We start from the raw sequence: 26,192 nt of genomic DNA, 5'->3' as shown, positions 1-26,192 counted from the left end.
AAGACATATGTACCAGACGTATGTACTAACACCGGCGATGCCCCCGGGCCGGGTTGTCCGGACGGTCGCTAGTCTCGTGCTGTGCGAGCGCGGATCATCCTGGACGTCGACACCGGCATCGACGACTCACTGGCCCTGCTGTACCTGCTGGCCTCCCCCGATACCGAGATCGCCGGAATCGCCGCCACCGCCGGAAACGTACCCGCCGACCGGGTGGCCGCGAACAATCTGGCATGGCTGGACGTGTGCGGAGCCCCCGCCATCGAGGTCGCGCTCGGCGCGCCGGAACCGCTGGCGATTCCCTTGCGAACCACCGAGGACACGCACGGTCCGCAGGGCATCGGCTATGCCGAACTGCCCGAATCGACGCGACCGCTCTCGGACCGATCCGCCGCGCGGATGTGGGTCGAGCTCGCCAGGGCGCATCCGGGCGAACTCATCGGCCTGTGCACCGGCCCGCTGACCAATCTCGCGCTGGCGCTGCGGATCGAACCCGAACTCCCGACCCTGCTGCGGCGGCTCGTCGTGATGGGTGGCGCGTTCAACCATCCGGGCAACACCACGCCGACCAACGAATGGAATGTGCACGTCGACCCCGAGGCCGCCAAGGAGGTGTTCGACGCCTTCTCCTCGGCTCCCGCCGATCGCAGGCCGATCATCTGCGCCCTCGACATCACCGAAACCATCGAGATGTTCCCCGAGCACCTGCGCAGGCTCGCGGAGCGGGCGGGATGCCCTCCTGACCGTCCCGTCTCCGCGCACGATCCGGACGGCCTGCGCTCCACCTCCCCCAATCCGGTCGTGCGCCACATCGACGACGCGGTGCGGTTCTATTTCGAATTCCACCGTCATCACGACCAGGGGTACCTCGCGCACATGCACGATCCGTTCGCGGCCGCGGTGGCCATCGATCCCGCACTCGCGGTGCTGCGGCCCGCGACGGTGGACGTCGAACTGACCGGAACGCTCACCAGGGCGACCACGGTCGCCGACTGGGCGGGAATGTGGGGCAGGCAACCCAACGCCGATATCGTGATCGGCACCGATCCGGTGGTCTTCTTCGATCGGCTGATCACCCGGGTCGGCGATTTCGCGCGGGCGGTGCATCCGCCCGCACGCCAGGAGGTGTCATGACCGGCCACGACGACAACGCCTATCTCGCCGATTTCCGCTCCCGGCTCGAGCTGCCGGGCATCATCGACGTCCACACCCATTTCATGCCCGATCAGGTACTGCGCAAGGTATGGGCGTATTTCGACGCGGTGGGTCCGATGACGGGCAAGGACTGGCCGATCACCTATCGCGACGACGAACAGGTGCGCCTGAAGACCCTGCGCGACTTCGGCGTTCGCGCCTTCACCGCGCTGGTGTACCCGCACAAACCCGCGATGGCGGCGTGGCTGAACGAGTGGACCGCCGATTTCGCGCGACGGACACCGGACTGCCTGCACACCGCGACCTTCTATCCCGAGCCGGACGCACCGGATTACGTGCGGACCGCGATCGACCGCGGCGCACGGGTTTTCAAGGTGCACATCCAGGTCGGCGACTTCGCCCCGAACGATCCCCTGCTCGATCCGGTGTGGGGCCTGTTGGAGGACAGCGGCATTCCCGCGCTCGTGCATTGCGGTTCCGGCCCCGCTCCCGGCACCTACACCGGACCCGAACCCATCGCCGCGCTGTTGCGGCGTTTCCCGCGCCTGCGATTGATCGTCGCCCACATGGGCACCCCCGAATATTCCGAATTCCTGGACCTGGCACAGGAATACGCGGGGGTCCACCTCGACACCACCATGGTCTGGACCGACTTCAGCGAAGCGGACGCCCCCTACCCGGTCACCGAACGGGGACGGCTGCACGACCTGGGCGAGCGCATCCTGTTCGGCAGCGACTTTCCGAATATTCCGTATCCATACGAACATTCGGTGTACGCGCTGGAACGGCTGGAGCTGGGCGAGCAGTGGCTGCGCCAGGTCTGCTACCGGAACGCGGCGCGATTGTTCGACGTGCGCTGAGCACGCTTCACCCGGCACCCGCCGGTTCCTGGACACCGCGTCGCGACAGCCCGCTGGCGCGCAGCACCCGGCGCGCGACGGCGGCGCGAATGGATTCTTCGGTGCCGATGACCCGGACGTGGCGCCGCGCCCTGGTGATCGCCGTATAGAGCAGTTCCCTGGTCAGCAGGGTGGACTCCGGTTCGGGCAGGACCACCGAGACCGTGTCGTACTGACTGCCCTGGCTGCGGTGGATCGTCATCGCGAATACCGTGACCACGGACGGGAACTGGGTGGGATGCACCAGGTAGGGGGTGCTGCCGCGTTGCAGCGCCGCCCGCAGCGATCCGTCGGGCAGCCGCACGATGACACCGGTGTCGCCGTTGTAGATACGGGCCTCGTGGTCGTTGGCGGTGACCAGCAGCGGCTGGCCGGGATACCAGGGCGCGAGCGCGGATTCGGGACCCGCGCCGCCCGCGGCCGCCCATTCCGCGGCCATCCGGTCCCACCGTTCGACGCCGAACGGGCCCTGCCGGTGCGCGCACAGCAGCCGATGCGATTCCAGCGCGGTCAGCGCGCCCGCCGCGTCGCCCTCCAGCGCCGCCGAGGTCACCGCGGCGGCCGCGGCGACGACGTCGGCGCGAACGGCCCTGATCTGGTCGGGAGCGCACAGCGACAGTTCCGGTCCGCCCGCGCGCAGTAGTTCCAGGGCGGTGTCGGCGGCGCCCGCCCTGACCGCGACGGCGAGTTCGGCGATCCGGCCGCCGAATCGGCGGCCGCGCGTCAACCGGACGATGCCACCGCGCAACCGGGTCCGCTCCAGCGCCGAGAGCGCCTCCGCGTCGCGATCGCCGTCCGCCGCACGGTCACCCAGGATGCGGTCCAGGATCGGATTGGGCTCGCCGACAACCGGTCCCGCGACGAGATCGGCCAGGACCGCGCCCGCGTCCACCGACGCCAGTTGATCGGGATCGCCGACAAGCACCACCCTCGTGTCGGGGCGCAGCGCGGCGAGCAGACTCGCCATCATGGTCAGCGAGACCATCGAGGTCTCGTCCACCACGATCACGTCGTAGGGCAGACGATTGAATTCGTGGTAGCGGAACCGGGTGGTGCGGCCCCGCTGCCAGCCGAGTAGACGGTGCAGGGTGGCCGCGGTGAGTTCGGGCAGACCGAGTTCGCCCGCCTGCTCGCGCACCGCCTCCTGCAATCGGGCCGCGGCCTTACCGGTGGGCGCGGCCAGGGCGATGCGCAGCGGGGGGGCCTTCGGATCGGCCCTGCGGTGCGCGTCGAGCAACGCCAGGATGCGCGCGATGGTGTGCGTCTTCCCCGTGCCGGGACCGCCCGCGACCACCGTGGTCCAGTGCGTGGCCGCCAACGCGGCGGCCAGCCGCTGACGATCGGTCGCGATGCCGTGCGGACCGTCGAAGAGCCGATCCAGTTCCGCGCGCACGATATCGGGGTCGACGACCGGATGGTGGGCGGCCCGTTCGGTGAGCACCAGGCGGATCGTCTGCTCCTGTTGGAAGTACCTGTCCAGATACAGCAGCGGTCCCGCGTCCGAACCGGCCTCGGCCGGGACGACCCGCAGCGGGGTGAGCGGCCCACCGGGACCGCCGACGACCAGCGGACTCACCCGCAACGCCGCGACCACCGCCTCGATATCGGGCCACGGCAGCGCCGCAGGATCGATACCGGCCGCGTCGCGGTCCTCGTCGGCGTCGACACCGATATCGCGCATACGGTAGAGCTCGAGGCATACCGATCCCGAGCGCACCGCCCGTACCGCCAGCGCGGTCGCGAAGAGCACCTCCTCGGACGATTCGCGCCCGAGCCTGCCCAGCCGCAGCGCGACGTGCACGTCCGCCGCCGACAGCACCCCCGCCTCGTTGAATATTCGCAACAGACCGGTGCCGCGCTGGGCCACCTGGATCGATGTCACCGGCGCACCGCGACCTTCCGTTTCGCGGCGGTTCCGCCGGCCTCCGATACCCGGATCCGCCGCGGCCGTACCTCGGCCGCCGCGCTCACGAGATCTCCCCCGCGAGCAGATCCGACAGTGCCAGGATGAGCGCGGGCGGTGGATCCCACTCGAAGACGCCGCATCCGGGCGGGGTCGCCGGGCCGATCATGCCGCGCACGAACAGGTAGGCGCAGCCGCCGAGGTGCCGCTCGGGATCGTAGCCGGGTAACCGCCAGCGCAGATACCGGTGCAGGGCAACCGAATACAGCAGCGCCTGGAGCGGATAGTGCGAGCGCAGCATCTCCGCCGCCATCCGCTCGCGCGTGTAGTGATCGACGGTCAGGTCGCCGGTGCCGAGCCGGTTGGTCTTGTAGTCGACGACGACGAAACGAGGTGCCGCGCCGTCGGTGACACGCAGGACCGCGTCGATACTGCCGGTGAGATAGCCGCGCAGCGGGGTGTCCTCCAGGGTTTCCACCTGGTCGGCGTAGGTGTGGAAGATGTCGTCGGCGCCCAGATGCCGGCGCAGCAGATCCGCGATCCGGCGCAGTGTGGACGGACGCGCCGCGAGCACGTCGCCGCCGGCCAGCGGCAGTTCGAAATCGAGTTCGGCGAGTCGGTCGCGACCGGCGAAATCGGCGAGCGCGCCGCATCCGAGCGGCGTGCGCAGCACGGCGGCCAGCGCGGCGCCCAGCAGTTGCGGATCGAAATCGGCCATCGACTCCTCGACGGCGTCGCGGCACCGGGCATGCACTTCGGCGTCGAGATCGGCGGCGTCGGTGTCGACACGTTCGAGGACCGAATGCACCAGGGTGCCGAATTCCGCGCCGTAGGGCAGCGCGTTCATCAGCGACGACGCCCCGGCGACCGGTTCGTCCTCGAGGATCGGCGCGTCGGCGGGTTCGTCGCCGGGTCCGCGTTCGTCCTCGGGCTCGGTGTCGGTCACGAATTCGTGGGCGCCCGCGGTCAACGCCGAGTAGGAGGTGCGCCGCCAGTGCTGATCCAGGACGCGGTCGAACCGCGCCGCCGCCAGTTCACCGGTCGCGACCTCGGTGCGCACCCGCCGGATCTCGACGGTGTCGGTGGCGTGCACCTCGGTCACCGACACGGCGTCGGCGGCCGTCGACGCCCAGGCCGACAGTGTCTGCGCGGCCACGGCGTCGGCGGGGACCGTCGCCCGGTTCGGCACCGTGTCGCCGCCGTCGGGCCTGCCGAAGACCATCCGGTGCAGCGGGGCCGCGGCGGTGGTGGCCGCGGGCGCCCACCAGGCGACGACCTGGCATTCGGCCCTGGTCAGCGCCACATACAGCAGACGCAGTTCCTCGCCCGCCTCCTCGGCCTCGGCACGTTGCCTGCGTTCGGCGTATCCGGCGGCGTCCGGCCCGCCGACGTCGAGTACCCGCGCGCCGTCCTCGTCGTGGAACAGCAGCGTGGCCGGATACGGATTCTTCGCGCTGTCCCACGCGAATGGCAGGTATACGAGCGGGAATTCGAGTCCCTTGCTGGCGTGCACCGTCGCGATCTGGACCGCGGCGGCGTCACGGTCGAGGCGACGGCTGCGGTCGGCGACGCTGCCGGAGGCCGGATCGCGCACCCGGTCGCCGAGCCACCGGGTCAGCGCGGTGAGCCCGAAACCCTCGGTGAGCGCGACCTGGTCGAGCAGTTGCGCGATATGACGCAGGTCGGTCAGTTGCCGTTCACCGTTCTCGACGGTCAGCAATCGGGACGCGAGATTCGCCTCCGCGGACAGTTTCTCGAATACCGCCGCGAATCCGGCCCGGGCGAAGAGCCGGGACGCGTCACGCAACTGGGCGCTCACCCGGCCGACCAGATCGGCTCCGCCGCTGTCGATTTCGGCGGCGCTCACCCCAAGGATCGGGGTGCAGGCGGCCAGCCGGACGCGGTCGGATCGGTGTGGTTGCTCCAGCGCCCGCAACAGCCACAACCAGTCGGTCGCGCTGGGGGTGGCGAAGACGCTGGTGCCGCCGGCCAGGACCGAGGCGACTCCGACGCGGTCCAAAGCCGCGCGCACGACGTCGATCTGGGAGCGGGTCCGGACGAGGACGGCGATATCGCCGGGCCCGACCGGACGGCTCGCCGACACGGCGGAACCGGGTGGCGTCGACGCGGAATCGGTCGCGACGCCCGCGTCGATGCGCAGCCCCGATTCGAGCAACTGGACGATATCGGCGGCCAGGTCGTCGGCGACCCGGGCCCGCTGCCGACCGACCACGGGGAAACCGGATTTGTTCAACGGGCCCGCGCCCGTGCGCGGCAGGCAGCGCACCCGCAGCGGGGTGAGGAATTCAGCGGGACCGGTCAGCCGAGTCCACGGCCGGGTCGCGGCGACCGGATACACCGAGATGTCGTGATGACCCAGTGCCGCGCCGCCGTAGAGGTGGTCGAGCGCGGCGAGCAGTCCGGCGTCGCTGCGCCAGTTGGTGGTGAGGCCGAGGCGGCTGTCGGCGTGGGCGACGGCGTCGAGATAACTCAGCACCTCCGCACCGCGGAAGGCGTAGATGGCCTGTTTCGGATCACCGACCAGGACCATGCTGGTGTGACCGTGGAAGGAGCGGCGCAGGATGTCCCATTGCAGGGGATCGGTGTCCTGGAACTCGTCCACCAGGGCCACCCGGTAGCGGTCTCTGATCCGGGCACACGCTCGGTCGCCGTGCGTCGGATCGGCGAGCACGTCGTGCAGCAGTACGAGCAGATCGTCGAAATCGCGCAGCCCGGCCAACCGTTTGCGACGCTCGGTCTCGGCGCGCACCGCGGCCACGAACGCGGCGCGCTCGCCGATCCGGCCCTCGTCCCTCGGAATCAGCGCGGCGTGGCGGTCACCCACGGCGGCGAGAGCGAGGGTGTGCGCGTCGGAGAGCGGGAACGGCGGTTCGGTCCGGGCGTACCGGTGCAGGTAGAGGTCGTCGGCGACGGTGCGGACGAGTTCATCGACGGTGTCGACCAGCCGCGCGCCCGGATCGTGCTCGCCCGCCAGGCCGAGTTCGTCGAGCATGCGCTGACAGAAACTGTGGGTCGTCACGATGGTGCCCGCGTCGAACTCGGACAGGGCGACAAGCAGCCGGGCCCGCCTGCGCCACACCTGTTCGGCGTCGACCTGCGCCAGATGCCGAACGAGTCCGTCGTCGCAGGTACGGGCGGTCTCGGGATCGGCCAGTGCCGCCGCGACCGCGACGAACCGGTCCCTGGCGCGTTCCCGCAGTTCCTGGGTCGCCGCGCGACTGAAGGTGACGAGCAGCAGCTGCGAGATATCGATACCGATCTCGGCGACATAGCGCACCGCGAGCCCGACGATCGCATGGGTCTTACCGGTACCCGCGCTCGCCTCCAGCACGGTGGTTCCGGTGGGCAACGGCCCGAAGGGATCGAACGATTCCGCCGACTGCACGGCCCCCGGCACCGGCAACGCGAGATCCGCGTCCTGCACCGTCATTTCGGATCCCTGCTTCCACCGTCTACCGCCTGCCCCCGAACACTCCCCCGCGCCGCGCACAGCCTACTGCTCGGTGGCCGCCGCACCGGGGAACCGGCCCGCGCGTCGCGGCGTTCGATACCGACGCCACCCTCGACGATCGCGTTCCACACGCCGATTCCGCCCGGCCCGATCACGGGCTGCCCTGGATCTCGGCCGCCAGCAAGGGGGCCCACAGGCGGCGGGCGAGCGCGCCGAAGCGGGTGCTCTCGGCGGTTTCGCCCGCAGGAGCGGCGACGGAGGTCAGGTCGTCCAGGTGCGGGGCCGCGCCCCAGATGTAGCGCAGATGGCGGTCGGTGTGGTCGCCGAATTTCCCCGGACCGTTGGCGCCGCCGTTGAATTCGCGTTCGGCGGCGGCGAACGCCTCGTCGGTGCTCGCACCGCGGAAGCGGCGTTCGGCGTAGGCGGCGGTGGCGGTCGGCGCGATCGGCAGCGGTTCGGTCAGCCCGGCGTCGCGCAGTCTGACGATTTCCCGCAGGATCTCCACCGCGGCGGGCGCGGACGGCGCGGTGAGCGCGGAACGCCATGCGGGACGGCTGAACTGGCCGCGTCCGGTGGTGATCGCCTGCCAGCTGCGGTCCTCGGTCGCGGCGAGGGCGAGTACCGAAACCCACGCGGTGATCCGATGTTTGGGGGCGAGGCGCGAATAGGTGGTGCGCACCAGGGTTTCCCCGCGCACCTCGGGCACCGTTCCGGTCAGCCTGCGTCCCTTGCCCAGGTCGATCGCGATATCGACCGCCCGCGCGGGAACCTGGTAGTCGGCAGCCGACGCGCGCACCAATTTGTCGACCGTGCGCTCGATCTCGTCGAGCACGGCCGCGCCGAGCGCGAACGGCGGGATGACCCCGCGCCGCCATTCCGCGGCCCGAAGACCGGCGGGATCGGCGCCGGTCAGCCGGGCGTTCAGCATGCGTTCGCCCAGTTCCCATTTCGCCAGACCGTCCAATTCGATCGGAAGGCGGTCGGCGATGTCCTCCTGGTGTTCGGGTACCCGCAGGCCGAGCCGTTGCCAGAGGAACGCGCGGATCGGATGTTCGACGAACGACACCAGATCGGCCAGCGCCACGTCACCGAGTTCCGGGGTCGGCAACGGGTCGGGCAGGAATGCCGGGCGCGGGTGGGCCGGACGATCGGCCGCCCGCGCGCCCGCCAGCGCCACGGTGTCGAAACTGAACGGGCGGTCGGCGCGGAAGTTGCGACGGTCGAAACTCTGGAGCGGATGGCGGATCGCGACCTCGGACAGGTCGCCGCCGAGATAGCCGCGCAGCACGTCCAGCAGTTCGGCCACCGGAATCGCGGGCGGCCGCGGCGCGCCGCTGACCGGATCGGCGCCAGTGTGGAACAGCAGCAACTTCTCCCGCGCCGCCGTGATCGCGTCGAGCAGCAGTTGCCGGTCCTCGCTGCGGGCATCCCGTTCCCCCGGCAGCGGGTCGCGGGCGAGGACATCGTCGCCGTCCACCCCGCCCGCGCGCGGGAAGACGTCGTCGTCCAGGCCGAGCAGCACCACCACCCGGTGCGGCACCGACCGCATCGGGACCATGGTGCAGACGGTGAGTTCGCCGGTGCGGAAATTCGCACGGGTCGGCCGAGCCGCGAGCCGCCCGGCCAGCAGCACGCCGACATCCGGCAGCCGCAGTGACACGTCGCCCGCGTGTTCGGTGGCGGCGGCGAGTTCGCGCCTGGCCTCGGCCCGGACCCACGCCTGACTCTCCGGCACGTCGGCGAGCAGGTCGAGCGCGCGGCCCAGGGCCGCGGCCCACTCGTGCGCGGGCCTCGGCCCGCGCAGATCACGCAGGCAGACCGCAAGCCGGTCGATGAATTCCGCGAAGCGACCCGCCAGATCGACGTCGTTGCTGTCGACGTCACCCAGTGGCAGTGCCAGATCCAGCCAGTCGTCGGCGCTCTCGTCGGCGGTGACGCCGAGCAGGATCCGGTCCACCGCGCCGTTGAGGGTGTTCTGCCCGAAATCCGCGAGACCGAACGCCTGCCGCTGCCGCTGCCCGATCCCCCACCTGGCACCGGATTCGGCCGCCCACTCGCGCAGCCGCTCGATCCCGTCGTCGTCGAATCCGCAACGCCTGCGCACGGTTTCCGACGACGCCAGATCCAGCACCTGGGTGACCGTCACGCGGCCGTCGGCGAGTTCGAGCAGGACCGCGATCACCGAGAGCAGCGGATTGGTGACACCGCGCCCACGATCGGCGAGCCGCACCCGCAGTAGTTGCGCCGGATGCGCGGCGTCGGGATCCACCGCCCCCGCCGACCGCGCCCCGAAGGCCGCCCTGACCAGTGGCGCGTAGACCTCCACCTCGGGGCACATGATCAGCACATCGCGCGGTTCGAGCGTCGGATCGGCGGCGAACAGCCCGAGCAACGCTTCCCGCAGCACCTCCACCTGCCGCGTCGGGCCGTGGCAGGCGTGGATGCGCAGGCTGTCGTCCGCGCTGTCGCGGACGCTCGGCGGCCACCGATCGTCACGGATATCGTCCTGCACCGCTGCCAACAGGGTCGGCGCGCGCCGGGACGGCTGTGCGGGCGCCGCACCGAGGTACTCGTCGGAGCCGGTGATACCGGACAGGCGCTGCTGCAATTCGCGCACATCGCGGCCGAGTGCCGAGAGCAACGGGTGGCGCACCGAACTCGCGGAGGTGTCGGCGGCGCGGGTGGTCGCGACCGGTGACTTCTCGAGAACCGACCACATGGCCCGGCTCGGGTGCGCGAGCCACACGTGCACGTCCCGTGCCGCGGCGACGGCGTCGAGTACCGCGAGCTGGTCGGCGGGCAATCTGGTCACCCCGAACAGCGAGATCCGTTGCGGCAGTTCGACCAGACCGGGTTGCGCGCGCAGCCGGTCGCACGCGGGGGCGAGCCGTTCGGCCGGACTCGGCGCACCGGCCTCGGCGCGCAACCGCCGCCACAGCTCGGGCTGCCACAGCAGATCCGACGGCACCGGCCTGCCCGCGCCGTCGGTGTCCGATCCCGTCGCCCATTCGGCGATCATGGCCGGACGCTGGGCCGCGTAACTCTCGAAGAGCCCGCACAGATGGGCGGCGGTGGCGTAGCGCCTGCCCGCGCGATGGTCGGCGCCCGCGGGGTCGGCGACACCGAGGTGACGCGACAGGACCGCGGCCCACGGCTCGGACACGGCCGCGTCGATCACCCGCAGCATCGCCCACACCACTCGCTCGCGAGACCACGGATCGTCCTCGGGACGGATACCGCCCGCGGCCGCGAGCGCCGAGGTCACCAGCGTCGACGGCGAGGGGAAGGCGATATTCGCGGCGACACCGTCGCGGGCGGCGCCGCCAGGAGTGACCCCGAGCACCGCCGACAGACGTTGCGTCAGCCACCGTTCCACACCTTTGGCGGGCACCGCGACCACCTCGGCGGCGAACGGATCCGCGAGCGGCGTCGCCAGCAGCGCGGCGAGCCCGTCCGCCAGGGCGTCGGCGCGCTCGGCCCGGTGGATGTGCAGCGGCATTGGTCGTTTATACGCCAGCGACCATCGCGCAACCGAGCCGCCCCGTCCGGCGCGAAGTGACATGAGCCACAGGTGAACGCGCCACTCGGCCGTGTCGCGCGAAGCGCGTGTACCCGTATGCGACAGTGCTGCCCCGGGGAGGAACGGCAGAGCTGGATCGAAAGGCTGGTTTCGCGTTTCATGGAGACGAGGGTGATTCCCTTGGTGCCCCGAGGTGGTTTCACGGTGCGCCGGATCGGTGACCGATGGGAACTGGTCAACTCGGGTTTCTACGGCCGCGGCGTCGTCGTGAACAGTTGGTCGCGCGAGCGCCACGCGGAGGCGTTCGCGCACTGCTACCGTCTCAACGGTCGCACCGTCGAGGAATTGCTCGCCGCGTTCCGGTGAACCCGGCGCGCGAAACCGCGGCGGCGAAAACCACTGCGGTGCAATGCGCGACGATCTGCGCTAGCACAGCGGGCGAGCTAGCTCAAGACGTGCGTCCGGAGCGCCGATGTGCCATTGTGAACCCTCGTGCGTTACCCCTCGACCGTCACCCGGACACCGTCCCGCGTGGCCGCATCCGCCTGTGTCCTCGCCACCGCCGCGATCCTGCTGTCGAGCGCGCCCGCGCTGATTCCCGCTTCGGGACTATCCAGAGCCCAGGCGGCGCCGCTCACCCCCGTGCGCGGCTGCCTGGCGGGATTCGACTGCGATATGAGTTCACGGATCGAGGCCGCGGACAACTACCTGCGCACCCGGCCCGGTGTCACCGGATACGTGCTGCGCGATCGGGTCAGCGGCGGGGTGTACGCGAACGAGAACGCCGAGAACGCGGTCTGGACCGCGTCGACCATCAAATTGGCCATCGCGGTCGATCTGCTCAATCGCGCCAGGGTCGGCGCGATCGCGTTGGGCCCGGAGGATCGCGGCCTGCTGGAATCCATGCTCGCGACCTCGAACGACCAGGCCACCGATGTGCTGTGGAACAAGTACGCCGGACTGGACCGCATGGCGTTCAACAACGCCTTCCGCGCCAACGGCATGTCCTCGCTGGTGCCGCAGCCGACCAATACCGCACTGTTCCCGGACTGGTCGTTCCAGAAATGCACGGCGGCCGATCTGGACCGGCTGATGGACTACGCGCTCAACCGCATGCACCCCGACGACAAGAACTACCTGCTCGACCGCATGCGCGCGGTGGACTACAACCAGCACTGGGGCGTCTGGGGGGCGGGTGCGCGGATGCGTCCCGGCCTCAAGAACGGCTGGTCGGCCGAACAGGGCGGCTGGGTGGTCAACTCGGTCGGGTTCGCCGGGCCCGGTGAGCGCTACACCCTCGCCATCATGAGTTCGCTCGGCGGCGACGGCGGCTACACCGAGGGCGCCGATACCGACACCAAGGTCGCGGAGTTGCTGCTCTCGGGCCGCTGACTCCTCCCGGAACCGGAGTTTCCGCCCGGATTCGGGCCGTGCGCGCGTCCTCGCCACGCGCGGCCCGATTCGTGAGGTCAGCCGGGCGCGCGGTTCACCGCGCACGCCCGCCGCCGGTGAGTTCGGCCCGAAACCGAAGATCACGAACCGGGTGCTCGTCGTGCCGGTCGGATTCGAGCCGACTACCGTTGGTCGGGTCAAGGAATACGTCCGCCGGGGAAGAGCCCCAGGTCTGTCTAGGAGCACGACGATGAGCACACAGGATGTCGAGACCCGACGTCACCGGGTGGTGGTGATCGGATCGGGATTCGGTGGCCTGTTCGGCACCAAACATCTCAAGCGCGCCGACGTCGACGTCACCCTGATTTCCAAGACTTCCACTCATCTCTTCCAGCCGTTGCTCTACCAGGTCGCCACCGGCATCCTGTCCGTCGGCGAGATCGCGCCCGCGACGCGGCTGGTACTGCGCAAGCAGAAGAACTCGCGAGTGCTGCTCGGTGACGTGATCGATATCGATCTCGAATCCAGGACGGTCACGTCGCGGATGCTCAATCAGAACACCGTCACGCCCTTCGACAGCCTGATCGTCGCCACCGGCGCGCAGCAGTCGTATTTCGGCAACGACCGCTTCGCCACCTATGCCCCCGGCATGAAGACCATCGATGACGCGCTCGAACTGCGCGCGCGCATCCTCGGCGCCTTCGAAGGCGCCGAACTGGCGACCACGCAGGAGATGCGCGACCGCCTGCTCACCTTCGTGGTGATCGGCGCGGGCCCGACCGGCGTGGAATTGGCCGGGCAGATCGCCGAATTGTCCGACCGCACGCTGGAGGGCACTTTCCACAACATCGATCCGCGTGACGCGCGGGTCGTCCTCATCGAGGGCGCGGGCGCCGTGCTCGGTCCGATGGGACCGAAACTCGGCGGCAAGGCGCAGCGGCGACTGGAGAAGATGGGCGTCGAGATCCAGCTCAACGCCATGGTCACCGATATCGACGCGCACGGCGTCACGGTGAAGGACGCCGACGGCACCATCCGCCGCATCGAATCCTCGTGCAAGGTGTGGTCGGCGGGCGTACAGGGCAGTCCCCTCGGCAAGATGCTCGCCGAGCGTTCCGACGGCACCACGACCGATCGCGCCGGACGCGTCATCGTGGAACCCGACCTCACCATCAAGGGCCACCCGAACGTCTTCGTGGTCGGTGACCTGATGTCGGTGCCGGATGTGCCCGGCCAGGCCCAGGGCGCGATCCAGGGCGCCACCTACGCGGCCAAGCAGATCAAGGCGGGCCTGAAAGGCCAAGCGCCGCAGGATCGTAAGCCGTTCAAGTACTTCAACAAGGGCAGTATGGCCACGGTGTCGCGGTTCAGCGCCGTGTGCCAGATCGGCAAGTTGGAATTCGGCGGGTTCATCGCCTGGCTGGCCTGGCTGGCGCTGCACCTGTACTACCTGGTCGGGTACCGCAGCCGCATCGTGACCGTCATCCAGTGGTTCGTCACGTTCCTCGGCCGCAGCAGGGGTCAGATGGCCGCCACCGAGCAGTGGGTTTTCGCCCGGCTCGCGGTCGAAGCGGTCCAGGCCGATCAGGAGGACGCCGACGAACTCGCGGCGGCGCTGGGTGCGCCGCCCGCCGAGAACGGACGGCTCACGGCCGGCAAGGCCGCCGACCGCCGAGCGGGCTGAGCGTCACCGGTACCGAACAGGGTGGAAGCCGGCGGATATGCCGGTTCCCACCCTGTGCCCGTTCGGCGACGAACCCACCGGTATCCCCGTGTCCGCCTGCCACGCGAGGATATGTCCGCTGAACCGCCGCCCGGCCCCGCTGTGGGCCTGCACGAGCCGACCGATCACACTTCCAGCTCCTCCTCGATGTTCTTGAGGCGGTGGCGCGCCAGCGCGAGATTCGCCCGGCCGCGGTCGAGGGCCAAGTAGAGGAACAGGCCTTTGGATTTGCGGCCCGTCATCGGGCGGATGATGTGGTACTGGGCCGACAACGTGATCAGCATGTCCTCGATATCCTCGTTCAGCCCGAGCTGCTCGATGGTGCGCATCTTGGACCGCACCACTTCGGTATTGCCCGCCGCCGCGACCTGGAGGTCGAGGGCTTTGGAACTGCCGAGCGTGCCCAGCGCCATCCCGCTGTTGTAGTCGACGACCGCCGCGCCGAGCGCGCCGTCGATCACCATCATGTTCTTCAGTGACAGATCCAGGTTGGACATGTCGATTCCTTTCTCATCCATCGGTATTCGTCACTTGTTCTTTTCGGGAATCGTTGGACGCGGCCGCGAGATGGTCCGCGATCGTGCGCGCGACTGGGCGCGATTCGAGGTGCAGCCTGCCGACATTGGCATCCGGTCCGGCCAGCACGGTCAATGAGGTCCAACCGGCCGCGTAGACGACGACGTGGCCTTCGGTGCCGCGCACCACGACCTCGTGGAATCCACCGCCGTGCGCGGTGGTCGCCAGCCGGTAGGACAGGGCGAGTTGGGACGCGGACAGCGCGGCCATCCCGTTGGGCTCGATATTCTCGGGCAGGTCGTGCGCGATCAACAGACCGTCGCTCGACGCGACCAGCGCTCCGGTCAGCTGCGGTACCCGTTCGCGCAATGCCTTGAGTTCTCCCAGCACCACCGAATTCGGATCGGGTTCGGGCACCGCCACCTTGGTCAACCTTCCCATCAGATCGCCGAGCAGTTTTCTCCGCGCGGTCACGCAAGCTCCTCCAACGCCGCGAGAATGCGGGTCAGCACGTCGCGGTCGACCGGTTCCCACCGGTCGCGAACGGATTCCGGCACCGCGGAGCGCACGCGGCGCCGCGGCAGCGGAGTGGTCATGACACCCCCCGGGGCGACCGCCACCTGGCCCGCGATCACCCGCTCGGTGTTCCAGCGCGCCTCGTCGGTCGGCGCGCCGTCTTGTGTGTCGCTGTCTCGTAAGTCACCGTCTCGTAAGTCACCGGCAGGCTCGACCGCCCGCTGCGGCACCGGCGCTTCGATCAGGCCCGCCGCGGTCAGATCCCGTACCGCCACCAGACATCCGTAGGTGGTACGGCCGAGCGCGCGGGCGATACCGGCGACGCTGCGACGGGAATCCGCGGCGGCGAGTACCTCGGCCTGGCCGCACGGGAGGGCGCGGCGACGTCGACGGCCCGCGCGGACCGGCACCACCGGCGCGCGATCCACCAGATCCGCGGGCCACGGCCCGGATTCCTGATCGCCGCGGCGCGCGCATTCGCGGACGAGTTCCCGTGGCGGAATCCGGCAGACCGGAGCCAACCAGTGCGCGGGCGCCGGGTGGAATTCGGGCACCGAGGGCGAGGCGAGCAGGAAGTACGCGGCGTCGTACACCGACAGCATCGCCAGTGCCTCCAGCCGGGGCCGACCGACGAGTTTGCCCGCGTCACCCGCGCCCGCGCGCTGCCAGTCCTCGGCCGAGACCACCCCCGAGTCGACGACCAGGCGATCCAAACCCGTTGTGCGCCTGCAATCGACGAACGCGATCGCTCCGCCCGCGAGGTGGAACGTGCCGTCGCCGGCGCGCAACGTTCCGGTTCGCTCCTCGCGTTCCAACCGGCGCAACTCGCCCGCGAGTTCAACGCCCATGACCGACCTCGGCGAAATCGGCGAGGATGCCGCGCAGTTGGAAACGCGCCATGGCCAGGTTCCCGGTATCGCCGTCGAAGACGACGTGGACGAACAGCCGCCCGTCGAAATCCCCCGGCACCGGATTCAATAGGTGGTAGCCGAGCGTGCCGCAGACGATCAGTTCGGTGATGTCGTCACCTTCGCGAGCCGTCGTCAACGCCGGACATCCGACCACCGCTCGAATCACATCCGTGGTCGCCGCCGCGTCCTCGTGTTGGTCAACCAATTCGTGTCTACCCGCCGCCGCGATCGCGAGACCGCTCGCACCGTCCACCAGCGTCACGCTGCTCGCCCCCGGGATCTCCATGATGCGTTGCAGGCAGCCGTCTATTCCGATCACCGCGCTCCGGCCCTGTCCTGTAAAGGGTTTCAGGGTTCGAGACGCTACACAATGCGCGCGACGCGTGTAAAGGAATCGGCAAAGAATTCTCGGTGCCCAAAGCATTTTCCCAGCAACCGCCGTAAGAAAACCCTCCGGTATCAACATTTTTCGACGCTGTAGAACGGTGCGATTTCGAATACCGAGCGGTATGAATACCTTTCGGTCTCGGACTCGCGCGACACAATGCGACGGCACCGCCTCCGGGCGAGGAGACGGGACCCCTGGAGGCGCCGACGACCCTCCGCAGCCGTTCCGCTATCCTCCGCCCCGACGCGCCGGTCGGGATTTCCGCCCGCATCCGCACGACCGGGCAAACATCGACCCGCCGTCCCGCGACGGGCAACGGGCGCAACGACTTCGGCTACGGCCGCGCATACACTGCCCATAGCCCGCAACAGAACTCGACCGAATCCGGGGTCGTGGCCTCGTGGTTCACATGTCACGACCGATCCGTGCCGACCACCGTCGGCAAAGAACGCATAATTGCGATCGCCCGATCGACACATCACCCGGCACCGCACATCAGTTACCGGCCGCCAGACTCCGCGTCACCGAATCAACCGAGGCCGAGGCCCACTCCGAATCGCGTCGACACCGCGCTGGCCAGCGCGTATCGGCCATATCGCCGATCTTGGTCCGAATCCTCGGAACCGAATATCCATTTATCGGAACGAAATAGGAATCGGAGTCGGGAATCCTATTGTTCCGTTCTCGTCGTCGAGATTCCGCAAATAACTTGTACAAATAGAACGCACGACGCGAGCGGATTCCGGAAACCCGTGACGAACCATATTCGGCCACATGTTTCGACCGTGGACCGGGCACGATTCCGAACACGCGCACCGCGCGCCGACCTCGTCGTCGACCGTGTCGGTGTTGACTGCGAACCGCGGGCGAACCGAGCGTCAGCGCGGCACGACGGCGGCGGGACGCGGTTCGCCGAGAGGACCGGTCGGCCCCCGCCCTGACCGACTCTCGGTGAGAACCCGGCCAACCCTGGTGAACAGCGTGCCGCCCGCGGCCAACGGCAGCCGGGAGGTGACCAGACCGTCGGTGAACGCGGGGCGGTCGTCAGGGTAGACGAGTTCGCTGTCGAGCGCGCGCGGTGCGGCGATCCCGTCCTCGCAGGCGCTGTCGGCACCCAGTTCGAGGCGATGACGCAGTAGTGGCACGGCGCCGACATCGGCGCTCACATCACCGCGCCAGGCCCCCGATTCCTCGCCCGAGCGCCCGATCTGGACGCGCTCGCGCACCCTGATCCCGGCATCGGGCGCGATCAGCACCGTGGTGCGGGCGTGGTGCCGAGCACCACCCGCGACGATCATCGGCTCGGGATCGATATCGAGGCTGCCGCCCTCGGCGACCTCGTAACGCCAGTGCGAGCGGGAGAAGGTCGTCGCGGGCGACGGCAGGGCGATGGTCGCCGCCACCGAGCGCACCACGAGACTCGCTCCCGGACCGACCACGATCGTGATGTCTAGTTCGTCGCCACCGAGCGGTGTGGCCGCGGTGCCGATCAGATGGACCGTGTCGCGCCCGGTCCTGCGGGCCGCGAGGCCGCCGTAGGCATGGATCTCCGGCAGCGTGCCGAGGGCGGCGACGATGCGTAACTCAGTGCGCAACAGCGGATTCGGGTTGTTCGTTCACCAGACGCAACTGCTCGCGGACCCAGGCGAGTACCGGAGTCGCCGCCGGATCGGCCGTCAGGGAGATCAGCGCGGTCGGCCTGCCGTCGCGCACCTTCGCCGCATCGCGTTCCATGACCCCGAGGTCGGCCCCGACCAACGGCGCGAGATCGGTCTTGTTGACCACGAGCAGATCCGAGAAGGTCACACCGGGCCCGCCCTTGCGCGGCACCTTGTCGCCACCGGCGACGTCGATGACGAAGATCTGCACGTCGATCAGGCCGGAGGAGAAGGTGGCGGTGAGGTTGTCACCGCCGGATTCGACCAGGATCAGATCCAGCGGCGGATTCGCGGCGATCAGATCGTCGATGGCGTCGAGGTTGGCCGTGATGTCGTCGCGGATGGCGGTGTGCGGGCAACCACCGGTCTGCACGGCGGTGATGCGCTCGTCCGGCAGCACCGCGTGCTTGCGCAGGAAATCGGCGTCCTCGGTGGTGTAGATGTCGTTGGTCAACACCGCCAGCGACAATTCCTCGCGCAATTGCCTGCACAGCGCGGCTACCAACGCGGTCTTTCCCGATCCGACCGGACCGCCGATGCCGATGCGCAGCGCCTCGCCGGGAGTGCGCTCCCGTTTCGGCCGATCGTGTGAATGATCGTGCGGTTCACCGTCGATCAGGTGCGGAGGCATGTGGCGGTTCCCTTCCTCGATGAGGTCAGCTGGCGAAGAGCGGCATATCGCGGTGGGTGTGCCGCTCGGTCAGTACATCTTGCAGCGGGTCGGACAATGCGGCGAGTCCGGTGACGGCCTCGGCGGCCGTGCGGTCACACAGCTCCGCCAGACGCACCGTGCAGGCCGCGATGGCGGCGGGATCCAGGGCGAGCAGCCGCTGCGCGGCGGTCGCCGCACCCGTCAACGTGGTGTAGACGACCACACCCGCGATCTCCGTCGGGGTGACCTCACAGGCCGTACCCACCACACCGAAAACCGTCGACAGATGCGGACGTGGACCGAGTGCGGCCCAATCAGCGTGCGGCCACAGCTGTTTGGCCAAGCGCAGCAATCCCCTGCCCTGCGCCCTCGACGCCGCCCGCGCCGCCGGTGACGGCGTCCGCGCGTCGGCCTCGACTTCGGCCACGGGCACGGACAGTTCGCCCGAACACACCGCCGCGGCGAGCGAGGCCGCGATCAGGCCCGACGTGCGCACGCGCCGTCGCAGATACAGTTCGACGGTGGTGACATCGCGAACCACACCGCTGGAGACCGCCTCCTCGATCCCACCGGAATGCACGTGCCCGCCGATCGGCAGTCGCGAATCGGCGAGGGCGAACAGCATCGCCCGACTCGTCACTTCGCTCTCCCGCACCGCACGATCCTAAGCCTCGGCGTGTCGCCACGGCGCGCCAGATGGATGGACGCGGAATCGCGCGAGCGCGCAGGACGGTCTCGCCCGCCGCCGGAGAACGAGTATTTCTACCCATCGCGTCGGAGTAGTACGGCGGTTTTCGGCACGCGGCGATCCGCGCGAAGATGGTCCGATGTCGACACAGGGGGGCTCTTCCGACCCCACTTCTCCGGGTCAGTGGATCGCGCGCGCCATCGCGGTCGTGATCCTCATACCGCTGCGGCTGGTGTGGGAGGCCCTGAAACTGCTCGGCCGCGTCCTCGTCGCGGTGCTCGTGTTCTTCCTCGAATATCTGCTCGCGCCGTTGTGCGGGCTCGTGTGGCACTGGGTGATCCGTCCCGCCTGGTATTTTCTGAAGAACATTCTCTGGGATCTGGTGCTGCACCAGGTGCTGTGGGGGCTCGTCCTGACCCCGCTGATCGCGCTGATTCTCGATTTCGTCCTGCGGCCACTGCGACGCGCGGTCGAGGAATGGTTGTGGCGACGGGTACTTCGCCCCGCCGCGAGTTGGTTGTGGCGGCGGGTGGTGCGCCCGGTGGCGAAATTCGTCGCCGGAGTCTGCTGGCTGGTTTTCGACTACCTCGTCTACCGCCCGCTGCGCGCGCTGTGGCGCTGGGTTCTGCTTCCGCTGTGGCGCGCACTGCGCGCGACCCTGCGCTTCGGCTGGCGGATCGCGACCATCGTGGTCGGGGTCCTCGTGGTCGCGCCGTGCGCGTTCGTCTACCGCACGATCCTGCGTCCGGTGTTCGGTGCGCTGGCCATCGTGTGGGACGTGCTGGTCACCCGGCCGGTCCGCTGGACCTACCGCACGATCGTGGCGCCGATGAACCGGTGGGCCGCCGATATCGTCTCGACGGTGTTCGGGCGCTGACCGGGCCGGGTCGGTGCGCGCCGTCAGTGTGCCGACGCGGTCGCCGGGCGGTCGTGCTTCCCGGTCGCCACCAACGCGACGGCCGCCATCGCGACGAGCAGCAGCGCGCCGACCGTCGTCGCGACATGCATTCCGCTCACGAACGATTCGCGCGCCGACTCGATCACCGCCGGATCGCCGGAATGCTGGATCGTCTCCCCCAGTGTCGGGGAGTAGTCACCACCCGAACGGAACACCAGCGCGGCGAGGGAGCCCAGCAGCGCGAGGCCGAGGGCATTGCCGAGTTCGAAACTGGTCTCCGAGATGCCGACCGCCGACCCCGCGCGCTCGGGCGGGACCGACGACACCGCCACATCCGAGACCAGGGTGAACGCCAGACCGTATCCGACACCCGCGATGGTCGAGCCGACGAGATACCAGGCGATGCCACCGTCGACGCCGACACCGAGCAGCATCAGATTGCCGAGCGCGCTCGCCAGTAGCGCCGCCGCGAAGGTCGCGCGAGTCCCGACGCGATGCGCGACGCGCGCACCGCTCATCGAGAAGACGAAGACCGCCGCCGCCATCGGAATGCCGAGCAGCGCGGCCTGCAACGGATCGCGCCCGGTCACCGATTGCAGATAGACGCTGGTGAGGTAGCTCAGCGCCGCCAGCGACATCATGCCGACCAGGCTGGAACCGATCGCGACCGAGAACTGCGCGCGCCGGAACAGTCGCAGATCCAGCAGCGGTTCGGCGAGGTGGCGCTGCCGCCGCACGAACAACGTGAGCAGGACGACGCCGATCACCAGGATGACCGCGCCCTCGACATCGACGCCCTCGGCCGCCGCGTGCTTGATCGCGTAGACCAGCGGCAGGATGCCGCCGATCGACAACGCGACGCTCGGCAGATCGAGCGGACCGAGCGCGCCCTGCCGTTGCTCGGGCAGCAGAAACGGGCCGAAGGCCAGCAGGATCAGCAGCACCGGGATGTTGATGAGGAAGACCGCGCCCCACCAGAAATGGTGCAGCAGCAACCCGCCGATGATGGGCCCGACCGCCGAACCGCCCGCGAAGAAGGCCGTCCACACGCCGATGGCCGCGGCACGTTCGCGCGCGTCGGGGAACAGACCGGAGATGAGCGACAGACTCGAGGGCAGCAGGGTCGCGCCGCCGACGCCCATGAGCGCGCGGGCCACGATCAGTACCCCGGCGCTCGGCGCGAACGCCGCGAGGACCGAGGCGATACCGAATACCGTCGCCCCCGCCAGCAGGATATTGCGCCGCCCGACCCGGTCACCGAGATTGCCCATGGTGATGAGCAGGCCCGCGATCAGGAAGCCGTAGATGTCGAGGATCCAGAGCTGCTGCGCCGCGGACGGGTCGAGATCCAGGGTCAAGGTCGGCATGGCGAGGAAGAGGACCGAGATATCCATCGACACCAGCAGCACCGGCAGCAACAGCACCGCGAGACCGAGCCGGGCGTGACGGGTTCCGGAACCCGTGGGCTCCTTCGGCCGCACTGCCTCCACCTGTGTCATCGCGTCATCCTCTCCCATGTCGCGTACGGCGTACGCATCCGACGAGTACAGTGTACGCATGCGGACCGAGAAGCGAAAGCGAGTCATGGGATGACCGAGCACAAGCTCACCCGAGACGCGATCGTCGACACCGCCATCGCGCTCGCCGACACCGAGGGGATCGACGCGCTGTCCATGCGTCGCATCGCCGACCGCCTGGGTGTCGGCGCGATGTCGCTGTACCGGCATGTCGCGAACAAGGACGAACTCCTCGCCGCCATGACCGACGAGGTGTCGCGGCTCAACCCCTACCCCGATCCCACCGGCCGGGACTGGACATGGCGCGATCGGGTGCGTATCGCCGCGGAGATCGACTGGGCGCTGTACCAGCACCACCCGTGGGTGATCCTCGCTTTCGCGACGCCCCGCTACAGCTTCGGACCCGCCGGACTCGCCTGCCTGGCCTGGCTGGTCGAGGGATTCAGGGAACTCGACGTCACCCCGCGCGAGGCGATGCAGATGTCGTTCTCGGTCTGGAACTACATCTCCGGCGCGACCCTCCCCCAGATCAGCCAGGCGCTGATGACCCGCAAGGGCATCGAGCCCGACACCAACAACGGTCTACGCGCACTGCTCGACGGCAGTCCGATGTGGACGCCGCCACCCGCACTCGCCGATCTGGAGGGCGCCGGGGTCAGCGAGCTCACCTCCGAAGAACTGCTCTATGCCGGATTGACCACTCTCTGTGACGGTTTCGAGGCTCGCGTGCGGGCACGAGCGCCCCTGTTCACCCCGGACACCCCGGCTTGACCCCAACCTCGGTTCAGGTTGCACAGTGGGGTTCATGTACGCGATAAGACTCCACGCCTTCGGGCCCGCCGACAACCTCCGCTACGAGACCGTCCCCGATCCCACGCCGGGCCCCGGCCAGGTGCGAATCTCGGTGGCGGCGGCCGGAGTCCACGTTGTCGATACCGCTCTGCGCCGGGGTCGGCCCGGACCGTTTCCGGTACCGGAACTGCCCACGATTCCCGGACGCGAAGTGGCCGGGACCGTCGATCGCGTGGGCGCGGACGTCGACGCGGCCCTGCTCGGCCGATCGGTCGTGACCCATCTCGGTGGCGCACCGGGCGGCTATGCCGCGCTGGCGGTCGCCGATGTCGCACGGCTGCACGATATTCCGGACGGCCTCGACGCCGCCGAGGCCGTCGCGATGATCGGCACCGGCCGAACCACCGTGGGGATACTGCAATTCGCCGACCTCGGCCCCCGCAGCGTGGTGGCGGTGACCGCCGCGGCCGGCGGAATCGGGACGCTGCTGGTGCAGTACGCGAAGAATGCCGGTGCGACCGTCGTCGGACTCGCGGGCGGACCGGACAAGGTCGAGCGCGTGGCCGCCAACGGCGCGGATGTGGCCGTCGACTATCTGCTGCCGGACTGGCCGGAGCGGGTCCGGGCCCGATTGGACGGTCGCGGACTTACCGAAGTCTTCGACGCCGTCGGCGGCCCGACCGCACGGGCGGCCATCGACCTGCTCGACAAGGGCGGTCTCCATCTGATCTACGGATACGCCGGAGAGGGGCCCAACGACATCGTCTTCACCGAGGACGAACTCGCCGAACGGGGGATCACCTCGCAGACGGTGCTCGGGCCGCCCATGTTGCAGCGCGTCGGCGGCGATATCCGCGTGCTCGAGGAACGAGCACTCGCGCAGGCCGCGGCGGGACGGCTGCGTCCGGCCGTGCAGCGGTTCCCGCTCTCCGACGCGGCGGGCGCGCACCGGGCGCTCGAAACCCGCGCCACGATGGGGAAAGTCGTGCTCGTTCCCTGAACACGTTCGCGGGGTGCGTGATTCGGCGAACGGCCTGCCGGATCGGTCGGCGCGCTGGTCGACTTGTCACCGAAGGCCTCGCGCCGACACGGTCGCGTCGGCGCGAGGCCTTGTGGATCGCTACTCGTCGCCGACCACGGCGTAGGCGAAGCCGTCCCATCCCTTCGACCCCACCGTCTGCACGACCGTCGCGTCCAATCGCGGTTCCGCCGCGAGGTATTCGACCAGTTCGCGGCTCGCGCGCACAGCCGGATCGGTCGACTCGGCCTCCGCCAGCTTGCCGCCGCGCACCACGTTGTCGACGATGATCACCGAACCCGGGCGCGTCAGCCGCAGCGCCCAGCGCACGTAGTTCGCGTTGTTCACCTTGTCCGCGTCGATGAAGACCAGATCGAACGGTTCCGGCTTCTCCTCCGCCAGAACGGGGAGGTTGTCCAGCGCCGCGCCGACCCGGATGTCGACCCGATCGCCGACGCCCGCCTTCTCCAAATTCTCCCGTGCGACCTTCGCGTGCAGCGATTCGTACTCGAAGGTGACCACCCGGCCCGACTCCCCCACCGCCCTGGCCAGCCAGATGGTGCTGAATCCGCCGAGTGTGCCGATCTCGAGTACCCGTCGCGCTCCCGTCGACCGCGCGAGCAGATGCAGGAACTTGCCCTGCGCCGCCGAGACATCGATCGCGGGCAGTCCGGCTTCGGCATTCGCCACCAGGACCGCCTCGGTGTCCGGATCCCGCACCACGCTGTCCACGATGTAGCCGTCCACGTCCGCCCAGTCAGGTGTTGTCATATTCGCAGTCTGCCACCGCGGCGGGCGTGCGCGGTGAGACAGAATCAGTGGGCGCGCAACCATGGTGGACTGTCGCGTGTCCCATCCGGGTCGCTACCCGGAAGGCGCGATTCGCCGGTGTCGAGGAGCCCACACGGCTCGGGGTGAGGTCCTCTGCCGGTTTTTCATACGTGACGTCCTGGATCGGAGTTTGACCCTATTCGGGCACACATGTTTTGATGCGCATATCTACGTAGGACGATGTTCATGTCCCGATTCCTCCGCCCCGTCCGACAGGAGTTCGCGTTCGCGTTCGCGCACGCCGAGCGTGAGCGTGAGCGTGAGCGTGAGACGACCCTCCCCCATCCGGGGCGTCACAGAACTCACGTCACCGGTGTCTTGTGCTCGAACCACTTCGTCAGGAGAAGCACAATGAACATCGCCCTGTGGATTTGCACCGGACTACTCGCCGCGGTCGCGCTGGTCGGCGGCATCACCAAAACCCTCGTGCCGAAGGAGAAGTTGGCCGCGATGCCGAACGGAGCCTGGACCGGCGAGGCCACCGCCGAATTCGTCAAAACGCTGGGAATCCTCGAAATCCTCGCCGCGGCGGGGTTGATCCTGCCCGCCGTGCTCGACATCGCGCCGGCGCTGGTGCCGGTGACGGCCGCGTGCTGGACGGCGTTGATGATCGGCGCGATCATCACTCATCTCCGTCACGGCGAACACGCGGTGATCGTGCTCAATCTGATCTACCTCGCACTGGCGGTTTTCGTGCTGTGGGGCCGAACGGTCGCCGAGCCCTTCGGCGGCTGAGGATCACGCCCCGAATCCGACCCGCGCGCTCGGCCCACGAAAGGACCGAACCCCTGATCCGGCCGAGCGAGTCCACCGAACCCCCTCCCCCGAGCGCCGTGCGGCGGTAGCGTACGGATAACAGGAACTATTTGGTTTCACTTTCAACGACGACTCCCGGAGCACGACCCATGAAGACGAACCGCAGGCGCATCGGCACACTTTCGGCAGGCTTGCTCATTCTGGTCGCCGCGTTCGCGACACCCGCCTCCGCCGACAACGGCGGCGCCGAATACGTCGCGCTCGGCGACTCCGGCGCGGCGACCACCGGCGTGCAGCATTTCGATACCGGCGCACCCCTGCAATGCGCGCAGTCCACGGTGAACACACCGAAACTGGTGGCCGCGGACCTCGGACTCCGCGTCGACGACCGCAGCTGCAGTTCCGCCAAGATCAAGGACCTCACCGGTTCCCAAGCGGCGGGCATCGCACCGCAATTCGACGCGCTCGGCCCCGCGACCCGCCTGGTGACCGTCCATATCGGCGCCAACGACACCGAGATGACCAGGTATGTGCTCGGCTGCCACCTCGCGGGCATACGCGGAGGCAACTGCGCCGACCCGTCGTGGGATCCGTCCATCGACGCCATCGCGCCCGCGTACTCCGCCGCCCTGCGACGCATTACCGAACTCGCCCCGAACGCGAGGATCTTCGTCGACGGCTGGCCGCTGTATGTCCGCGACGGTGGATGCCAGGAACTGGTCGGCCTGCGTCCCTCGGACGCCTCGACCATCCAGCGCGCGTTCGATCGATTGAACACCGTCGTGGCCCGCGCCGCCGCCGAACAGGGCGCGACCTACATCGATACCAAGCCCGCCTCGCTCGGGCACGATATGTGCGCCCCGGTGGGCGTGCGATGGTTCGACCCGGTCGTCGCCAGCGAGACGCTGACGCCCTATCACCCGACGGTGCAGGGTATGCGCGGAGTCGCGGACGTCGTCACCGCCGCCATCCGCGCGGCGTCCTAGC

22 protein-coding genes are annotated in these 26,192 nt (G+C 69.1%); 10 read left to right on the top strand and 12 right to left on the bottom strand.

Annotated elements, in window-relative coordinates; translation table 11 throughout:
• Positions 1–81 precede the first annotated feature (81 nt).
• Positions 82–1,134, top strand: a complete 1,053-nt coding sequence (locus DAT37_RS09565; RefSeq protein WP_109524329.1) for a nucleoside hydrolase — start codon at positions 82–84, stop codon at positions 1,132–1,134.
• Entirely contained in the window at positions 1,131–2,015 is an 885-nt protein-coding gene (locus tag DAT37_RS09560) for an amidohydrolase family protein (protein WP_109524328.1), read from the top strand. Before DAT37_RS09565 ends, DAT37_RS09560 begins: the two co-directional genes overlap by 4 nt.
• Before the next feature lie 7 nt (positions 2,016–2,022).
• On the opposite strand, the gene recD is transcribed toward DAT37_RS09560, so the two are convergent.
• The 3 genes from recD to recC form a co-directional block, all read right to left on the bottom strand.
• Positions 2,023–3,936, bottom strand: a complete 1,914-nt coding sequence (recD, locus tag DAT37_RS09555) for an exodeoxyribonuclease V subunit alpha (protein ID WP_109524327.1) — start codon at positions 3,934–3,936, stop codon at positions 2,023–2,025.
• 85 nt (positions 3,937–4,021) lie between these two features.
• Positions 4,022–7,408, bottom strand: coding sequence for a UvrD-helicase domain-containing protein (locus tag DAT37_RS09550; protein ID WP_109524326.1), 3,387 nt, complete (start codon positions 7,406–7,408; stop codon positions 4,022–4,024).
• A 172-nt stretch (positions 7,409–7,580) separates the two neighbouring features.
• Complete coding sequence (gene recC, locus DAT37_RS09545) at positions 7,581–10,928, bottom strand: exodeoxyribonuclease V subunit gamma (RefSeq protein ID WP_109524325.1); 3,348 nt, start codon at positions 10,926–10,928, stop codon at positions 7,581–7,583.
• Positions 10,929–11,120: 192 nt separating this feature from the next.
• Here recC and DAT37_RS09540 point away from each other — a divergent pair, with 192 nt between their 5' ends.
• The 3 genes from DAT37_RS09540 (at position 11,121) to DAT37_RS09530 (ending at position 14,025) form a co-directional block, all read left to right on the top strand.
• A complete protein-coding gene (locus DAT37_RS09540) occupies positions 11,121–11,315 on the top strand; it encodes a hypothetical protein (RefSeq protein ID WP_232839610.1) in 195 nt (64 codons plus the stop codon).
• Between the two features lie 165 nt (positions 11,316–11,480).
• The gene (locus DAT37_RS09535) at positions 11,481–12,341 is read left to right on the top strand and encodes a serine hydrolase (RefSeq protein WP_109524323.1); all 861 of its coding nucleotides are present in this window, start codon (positions 11,481–11,483) and stop codon (positions 12,339–12,341) included.
• 250 nt (positions 12,342–12,591) lie between these two features.
• Positions 12,592–14,025 (top strand): NAD(P)/FAD-dependent oxidoreductase, encoded by a 1,434-nt coding sequence (locus tag DAT37_RS09530; RefSeq protein ID WP_109524322.1) that lies wholly within the window; start codon positions 12,592–12,594, stop codon positions 14,023–14,025.
• A 164-nt stretch (positions 14,026–14,189) separates the two neighbouring features.
• Here DAT37_RS09530 and DAT37_RS09525 read toward each other — a convergent pair whose 3' ends face one another.
• The 7 genes from DAT37_RS09525 to DAT37_RS09495 all read right to left on the bottom strand — a co-directional run bounded on the left by DAT37_RS09525 (position 14,190) and on the right by DAT37_RS09495 (position 19,330).
• Positions 14,190–14,561 (bottom strand): hypothetical protein, encoded by a 372-nt coding sequence (locus DAT37_RS09525; RefSeq protein WP_109524517.1) that lies wholly within the window; start codon positions 14,559–14,561, stop codon positions 14,190–14,192.
• 13 nt (positions 14,562–14,574) lie between these two features.
• On the bottom strand, positions 14,575–15,054 hold the full coding sequence (locus DAT37_RS09520) for a roadblock/LC7 domain-containing protein (protein WP_232839609.1): 480 nt from the start codon (positions 15,052–15,054) through the stop codon (positions 14,575–14,577).
• Positions 15,051–15,944, bottom strand: a complete 894-nt coding sequence (locus DAT37_RS09515) for a hypothetical protein (protein ID WP_198654159.1) — start codon at positions 15,942–15,944, stop codon at positions 15,051–15,053. The genes DAT37_RS09520 and DAT37_RS09515 overlap by 4 nt, the downstream gene beginning before the upstream one ends.
• Positions 15,934–16,326 carry a hypothetical protein gene (locus tag DAT37_RS09510; protein WP_109524321.1) on the bottom strand — a complete coding sequence of 131 codons (393 nt, stop codon included), beginning with the start codon at positions 16,324–16,326 and terminating at the stop codon, positions 15,934–15,936. Before DAT37_RS09510 ends, DAT37_RS09515 begins: the two co-directional genes overlap by 11 nt.
• A 947-nt stretch (positions 16,327–17,273) precedes the next feature.
• Positions 17,274–17,990, bottom strand: a complete 717-nt coding sequence (locus DAT37_RS09505) for an urease accessory protein UreD (protein WP_109524320.1) — start codon at positions 17,988–17,990, stop codon at positions 17,274–17,276.
• Positions 17,980–18,684 carry an urease accessory protein UreG gene (ureG, locus tag DAT37_RS09500; RefSeq protein WP_109524319.1) on the bottom strand — a complete coding sequence of 235 codons (705 nt, stop codon included), beginning with the start codon at positions 18,682–18,684 and terminating at the stop codon, positions 17,980–17,982. The genes DAT37_RS09505 and ureG overlap by 11 nt, the downstream gene beginning before the upstream one ends.
• A gap of 25 nt (positions 18,685–18,709) precedes the next feature.
• A complete protein-coding gene (locus DAT37_RS09495) occupies positions 18,710–19,330 on the bottom strand; it encodes an urease accessory protein UreF (protein ID WP_109524318.1) in 621 nt (206 codons plus the stop codon).
• A 202-nt stretch (positions 19,331–19,532) separates the two neighbouring features.
• On the opposite strand from DAT37_RS09495, the gene DAT37_RS09490 reads away from it, so the two are divergent.
• On the top strand, positions 19,533–20,270 hold the full coding sequence (locus DAT37_RS09490; protein WP_109524317.1) for a hypothetical protein: 738 nt from the start codon (positions 19,533–19,535) through the stop codon (positions 20,268–20,270).
• A gap of 23 nt (positions 20,271–20,293) precedes the next feature.
• Here DAT37_RS09490 and DAT37_RS09485 read toward each other — a convergent pair whose 3' ends face one another.
• A complete protein-coding gene (locus DAT37_RS09485; protein WP_109524515.1) occupies positions 20,294–21,790 on the bottom strand; it encodes an MFS transporter in 1,497 nt (498 codons plus the stop codon).
• A 90-nt stretch (positions 21,791–21,880) separates the two neighbouring features.
• Here DAT37_RS09485 and DAT37_RS09480 point away from each other — a divergent pair, with 90 nt between their 5' ends.
• Positions 21,881–22,579, top strand: coding sequence for a TetR/AcrR family transcriptional regulator (locus DAT37_RS09480; RefSeq protein ID WP_109524316.1), 699 nt, complete (start codon positions 21,881–21,883; stop codon positions 22,577–22,579).
• Between the two features lie 34 nt (positions 22,580–22,613).
• On the top strand, positions 22,614–23,600 hold the full coding sequence (locus tag DAT37_RS09475; protein WP_109524315.1) for a zinc-binding dehydrogenase: 987 nt from the start codon (positions 22,614–22,616) through the stop codon (positions 23,598–23,600).
• Positions 23,601–23,720: 120 nt separating this feature from the next.
• Here the strand turns inward: DAT37_RS09475 and DAT37_RS09470 are convergent, their stop codons facing one another.
• Complete coding sequence (locus DAT37_RS09470; protein ID WP_109524314.1) at positions 23,721–24,389, bottom strand: O-methyltransferase; 669 nt, start codon at positions 24,387–24,389, stop codon at positions 23,721–23,723.
• Positions 24,390–24,800: 411 nt separating this feature from the next.
• On the opposite strand from DAT37_RS09470, the gene DAT37_RS09465 reads away from it, so the two are divergent.
• Entirely contained in the window at positions 24,801–25,184 is a 384-nt protein-coding gene (locus tag DAT37_RS09465) for a DoxX family protein (RefSeq protein ID WP_109524313.1), read from the top strand.
• Positions 25,185–25,354: 170 nt separating this feature from the next.
• Positions 25,355–26,191, top strand: a complete 837-nt coding sequence (locus DAT37_RS09460) for an SGNH/GDSL hydrolase family protein (protein WP_109524312.1) — start codon at positions 25,355–25,357, stop codon at positions 26,189–26,191.
• Position 26,192: the final 1 nt, after the last annotated feature.

Origin of the sequence: Nocardia aurea, from assembly GCF_003123685.1 — a bacterium.
Classification (GTDB): Bacteria; Actinomycetota; Actinomycetes; order Mycobacteriales; family Mycobacteriaceae; genus Nocardia; species Nocardia aurea.
This window is presented reverse-complemented; position numbering and strand designations above follow the sequence as displayed.

What these genes read in the sequence shown, in the direction of transcription:
- DAT37_RS09560 (WP_109524328.1), top strand. Translation starts at nt 1,131, where the DNA reads ATGACCGGCCACGACGACAACGCCTATCTCGCCGATTTCCGCTCCCGG.
- DAT37_RS09550 (WP_109524326.1), bottom strand. Translation starts at nt 7,408, where the DNA reads ATGACGGTGCAGGACGCGGATCTCGCGTTGCCGGTGCCGGGGGCCGTG.
- recC (WP_109524325.1), bottom strand. Translation starts at nt 10,928, where the DNA reads ATGCCGCTGCACATCCACCGGGCCGAGCGCGCCGACGCCCTGGCGGAC.
- DAT37_RS09530 (WP_109524322.1), top strand. Translation starts at nt 12,592, where the DNA reads ATGAGCACACAGGATGTCGAGACCCGACGTCACCGGGTGGTGGTGATC.
- DAT37_RS09525 (WP_109524517.1), bottom strand. Translation starts at nt 14,561, where the DNA reads ATGTCCAACCTGGATCTGTCACTGAAGAACATGATGGTGATCGACGGC.
- DAT37_RS09515 (WP_198654159.1), bottom strand. Translation starts at nt 15,944, where the DNA reads ATGGGCGTTGAACTCGCGGGCGAGTTGCGCCGGTTGGAACGCGAGGAG.
- ureG (WP_109524319.1), bottom strand. Translation starts at nt 18,684, where the DNA reads ATGCCTCCGCACCTGATCGACGGTGAACCGCACGATCATTCACACGAT.
- DAT37_RS09495 (WP_109524318.1), bottom strand. Translation starts at nt 19,330, where the DNA reads ATGCTGTTCGCCCTCGCCGATTCGCGACTGCCGATCGGCGGGCACGTG.
- DAT37_RS09490 (WP_109524317.1), top strand. Translation starts at nt 19,533, where the DNA reads ATGTCGACACAGGGGGGCTCTTCCGACCCCACTTCTCCGGGTCAGTGG.
- DAT37_RS09485 (WP_109524515.1), bottom strand. Translation starts at nt 21,790, where the DNA reads ATGACACAGGTGGAGGCAGTGCGGCCGAAGGAGCCCACGGGTTCCGGA.
- DAT37_RS09480 (WP_109524316.1), top strand. Translation starts at nt 21,881, where the DNA reads ATGACCGAGCACAAGCTCACCCGAGACGCGATCGTCGACACCGCCATC.
- DAT37_RS09475 (WP_109524315.1), top strand. Translation starts at nt 22,614, where the DNA reads ATGTACGCGATAAGACTCCACGCCTTCGGGCCCGCCGACAACCTCCGC.
- DAT37_RS09470 (WP_109524314.1), bottom strand. Translation starts at nt 24,389, where the DNA reads ATGACAACACCTGACTGGGCGGACGTGGACGGCTACATCGTGGACAGC.
- DAT37_RS09465 (WP_109524313.1), top strand. Translation starts at nt 24,801, where the DNA reads ATGAACATCGCCCTGTGGATTTGCACCGGACTACTCGCCGCGGTCGCG.
- DAT37_RS09460 (WP_109524312.1), top strand. Translation starts at nt 25,355, where the DNA reads ATGAAGACGAACCGCAGGCGCATCGGCACACTTTCGGCAGGCTTGCTC.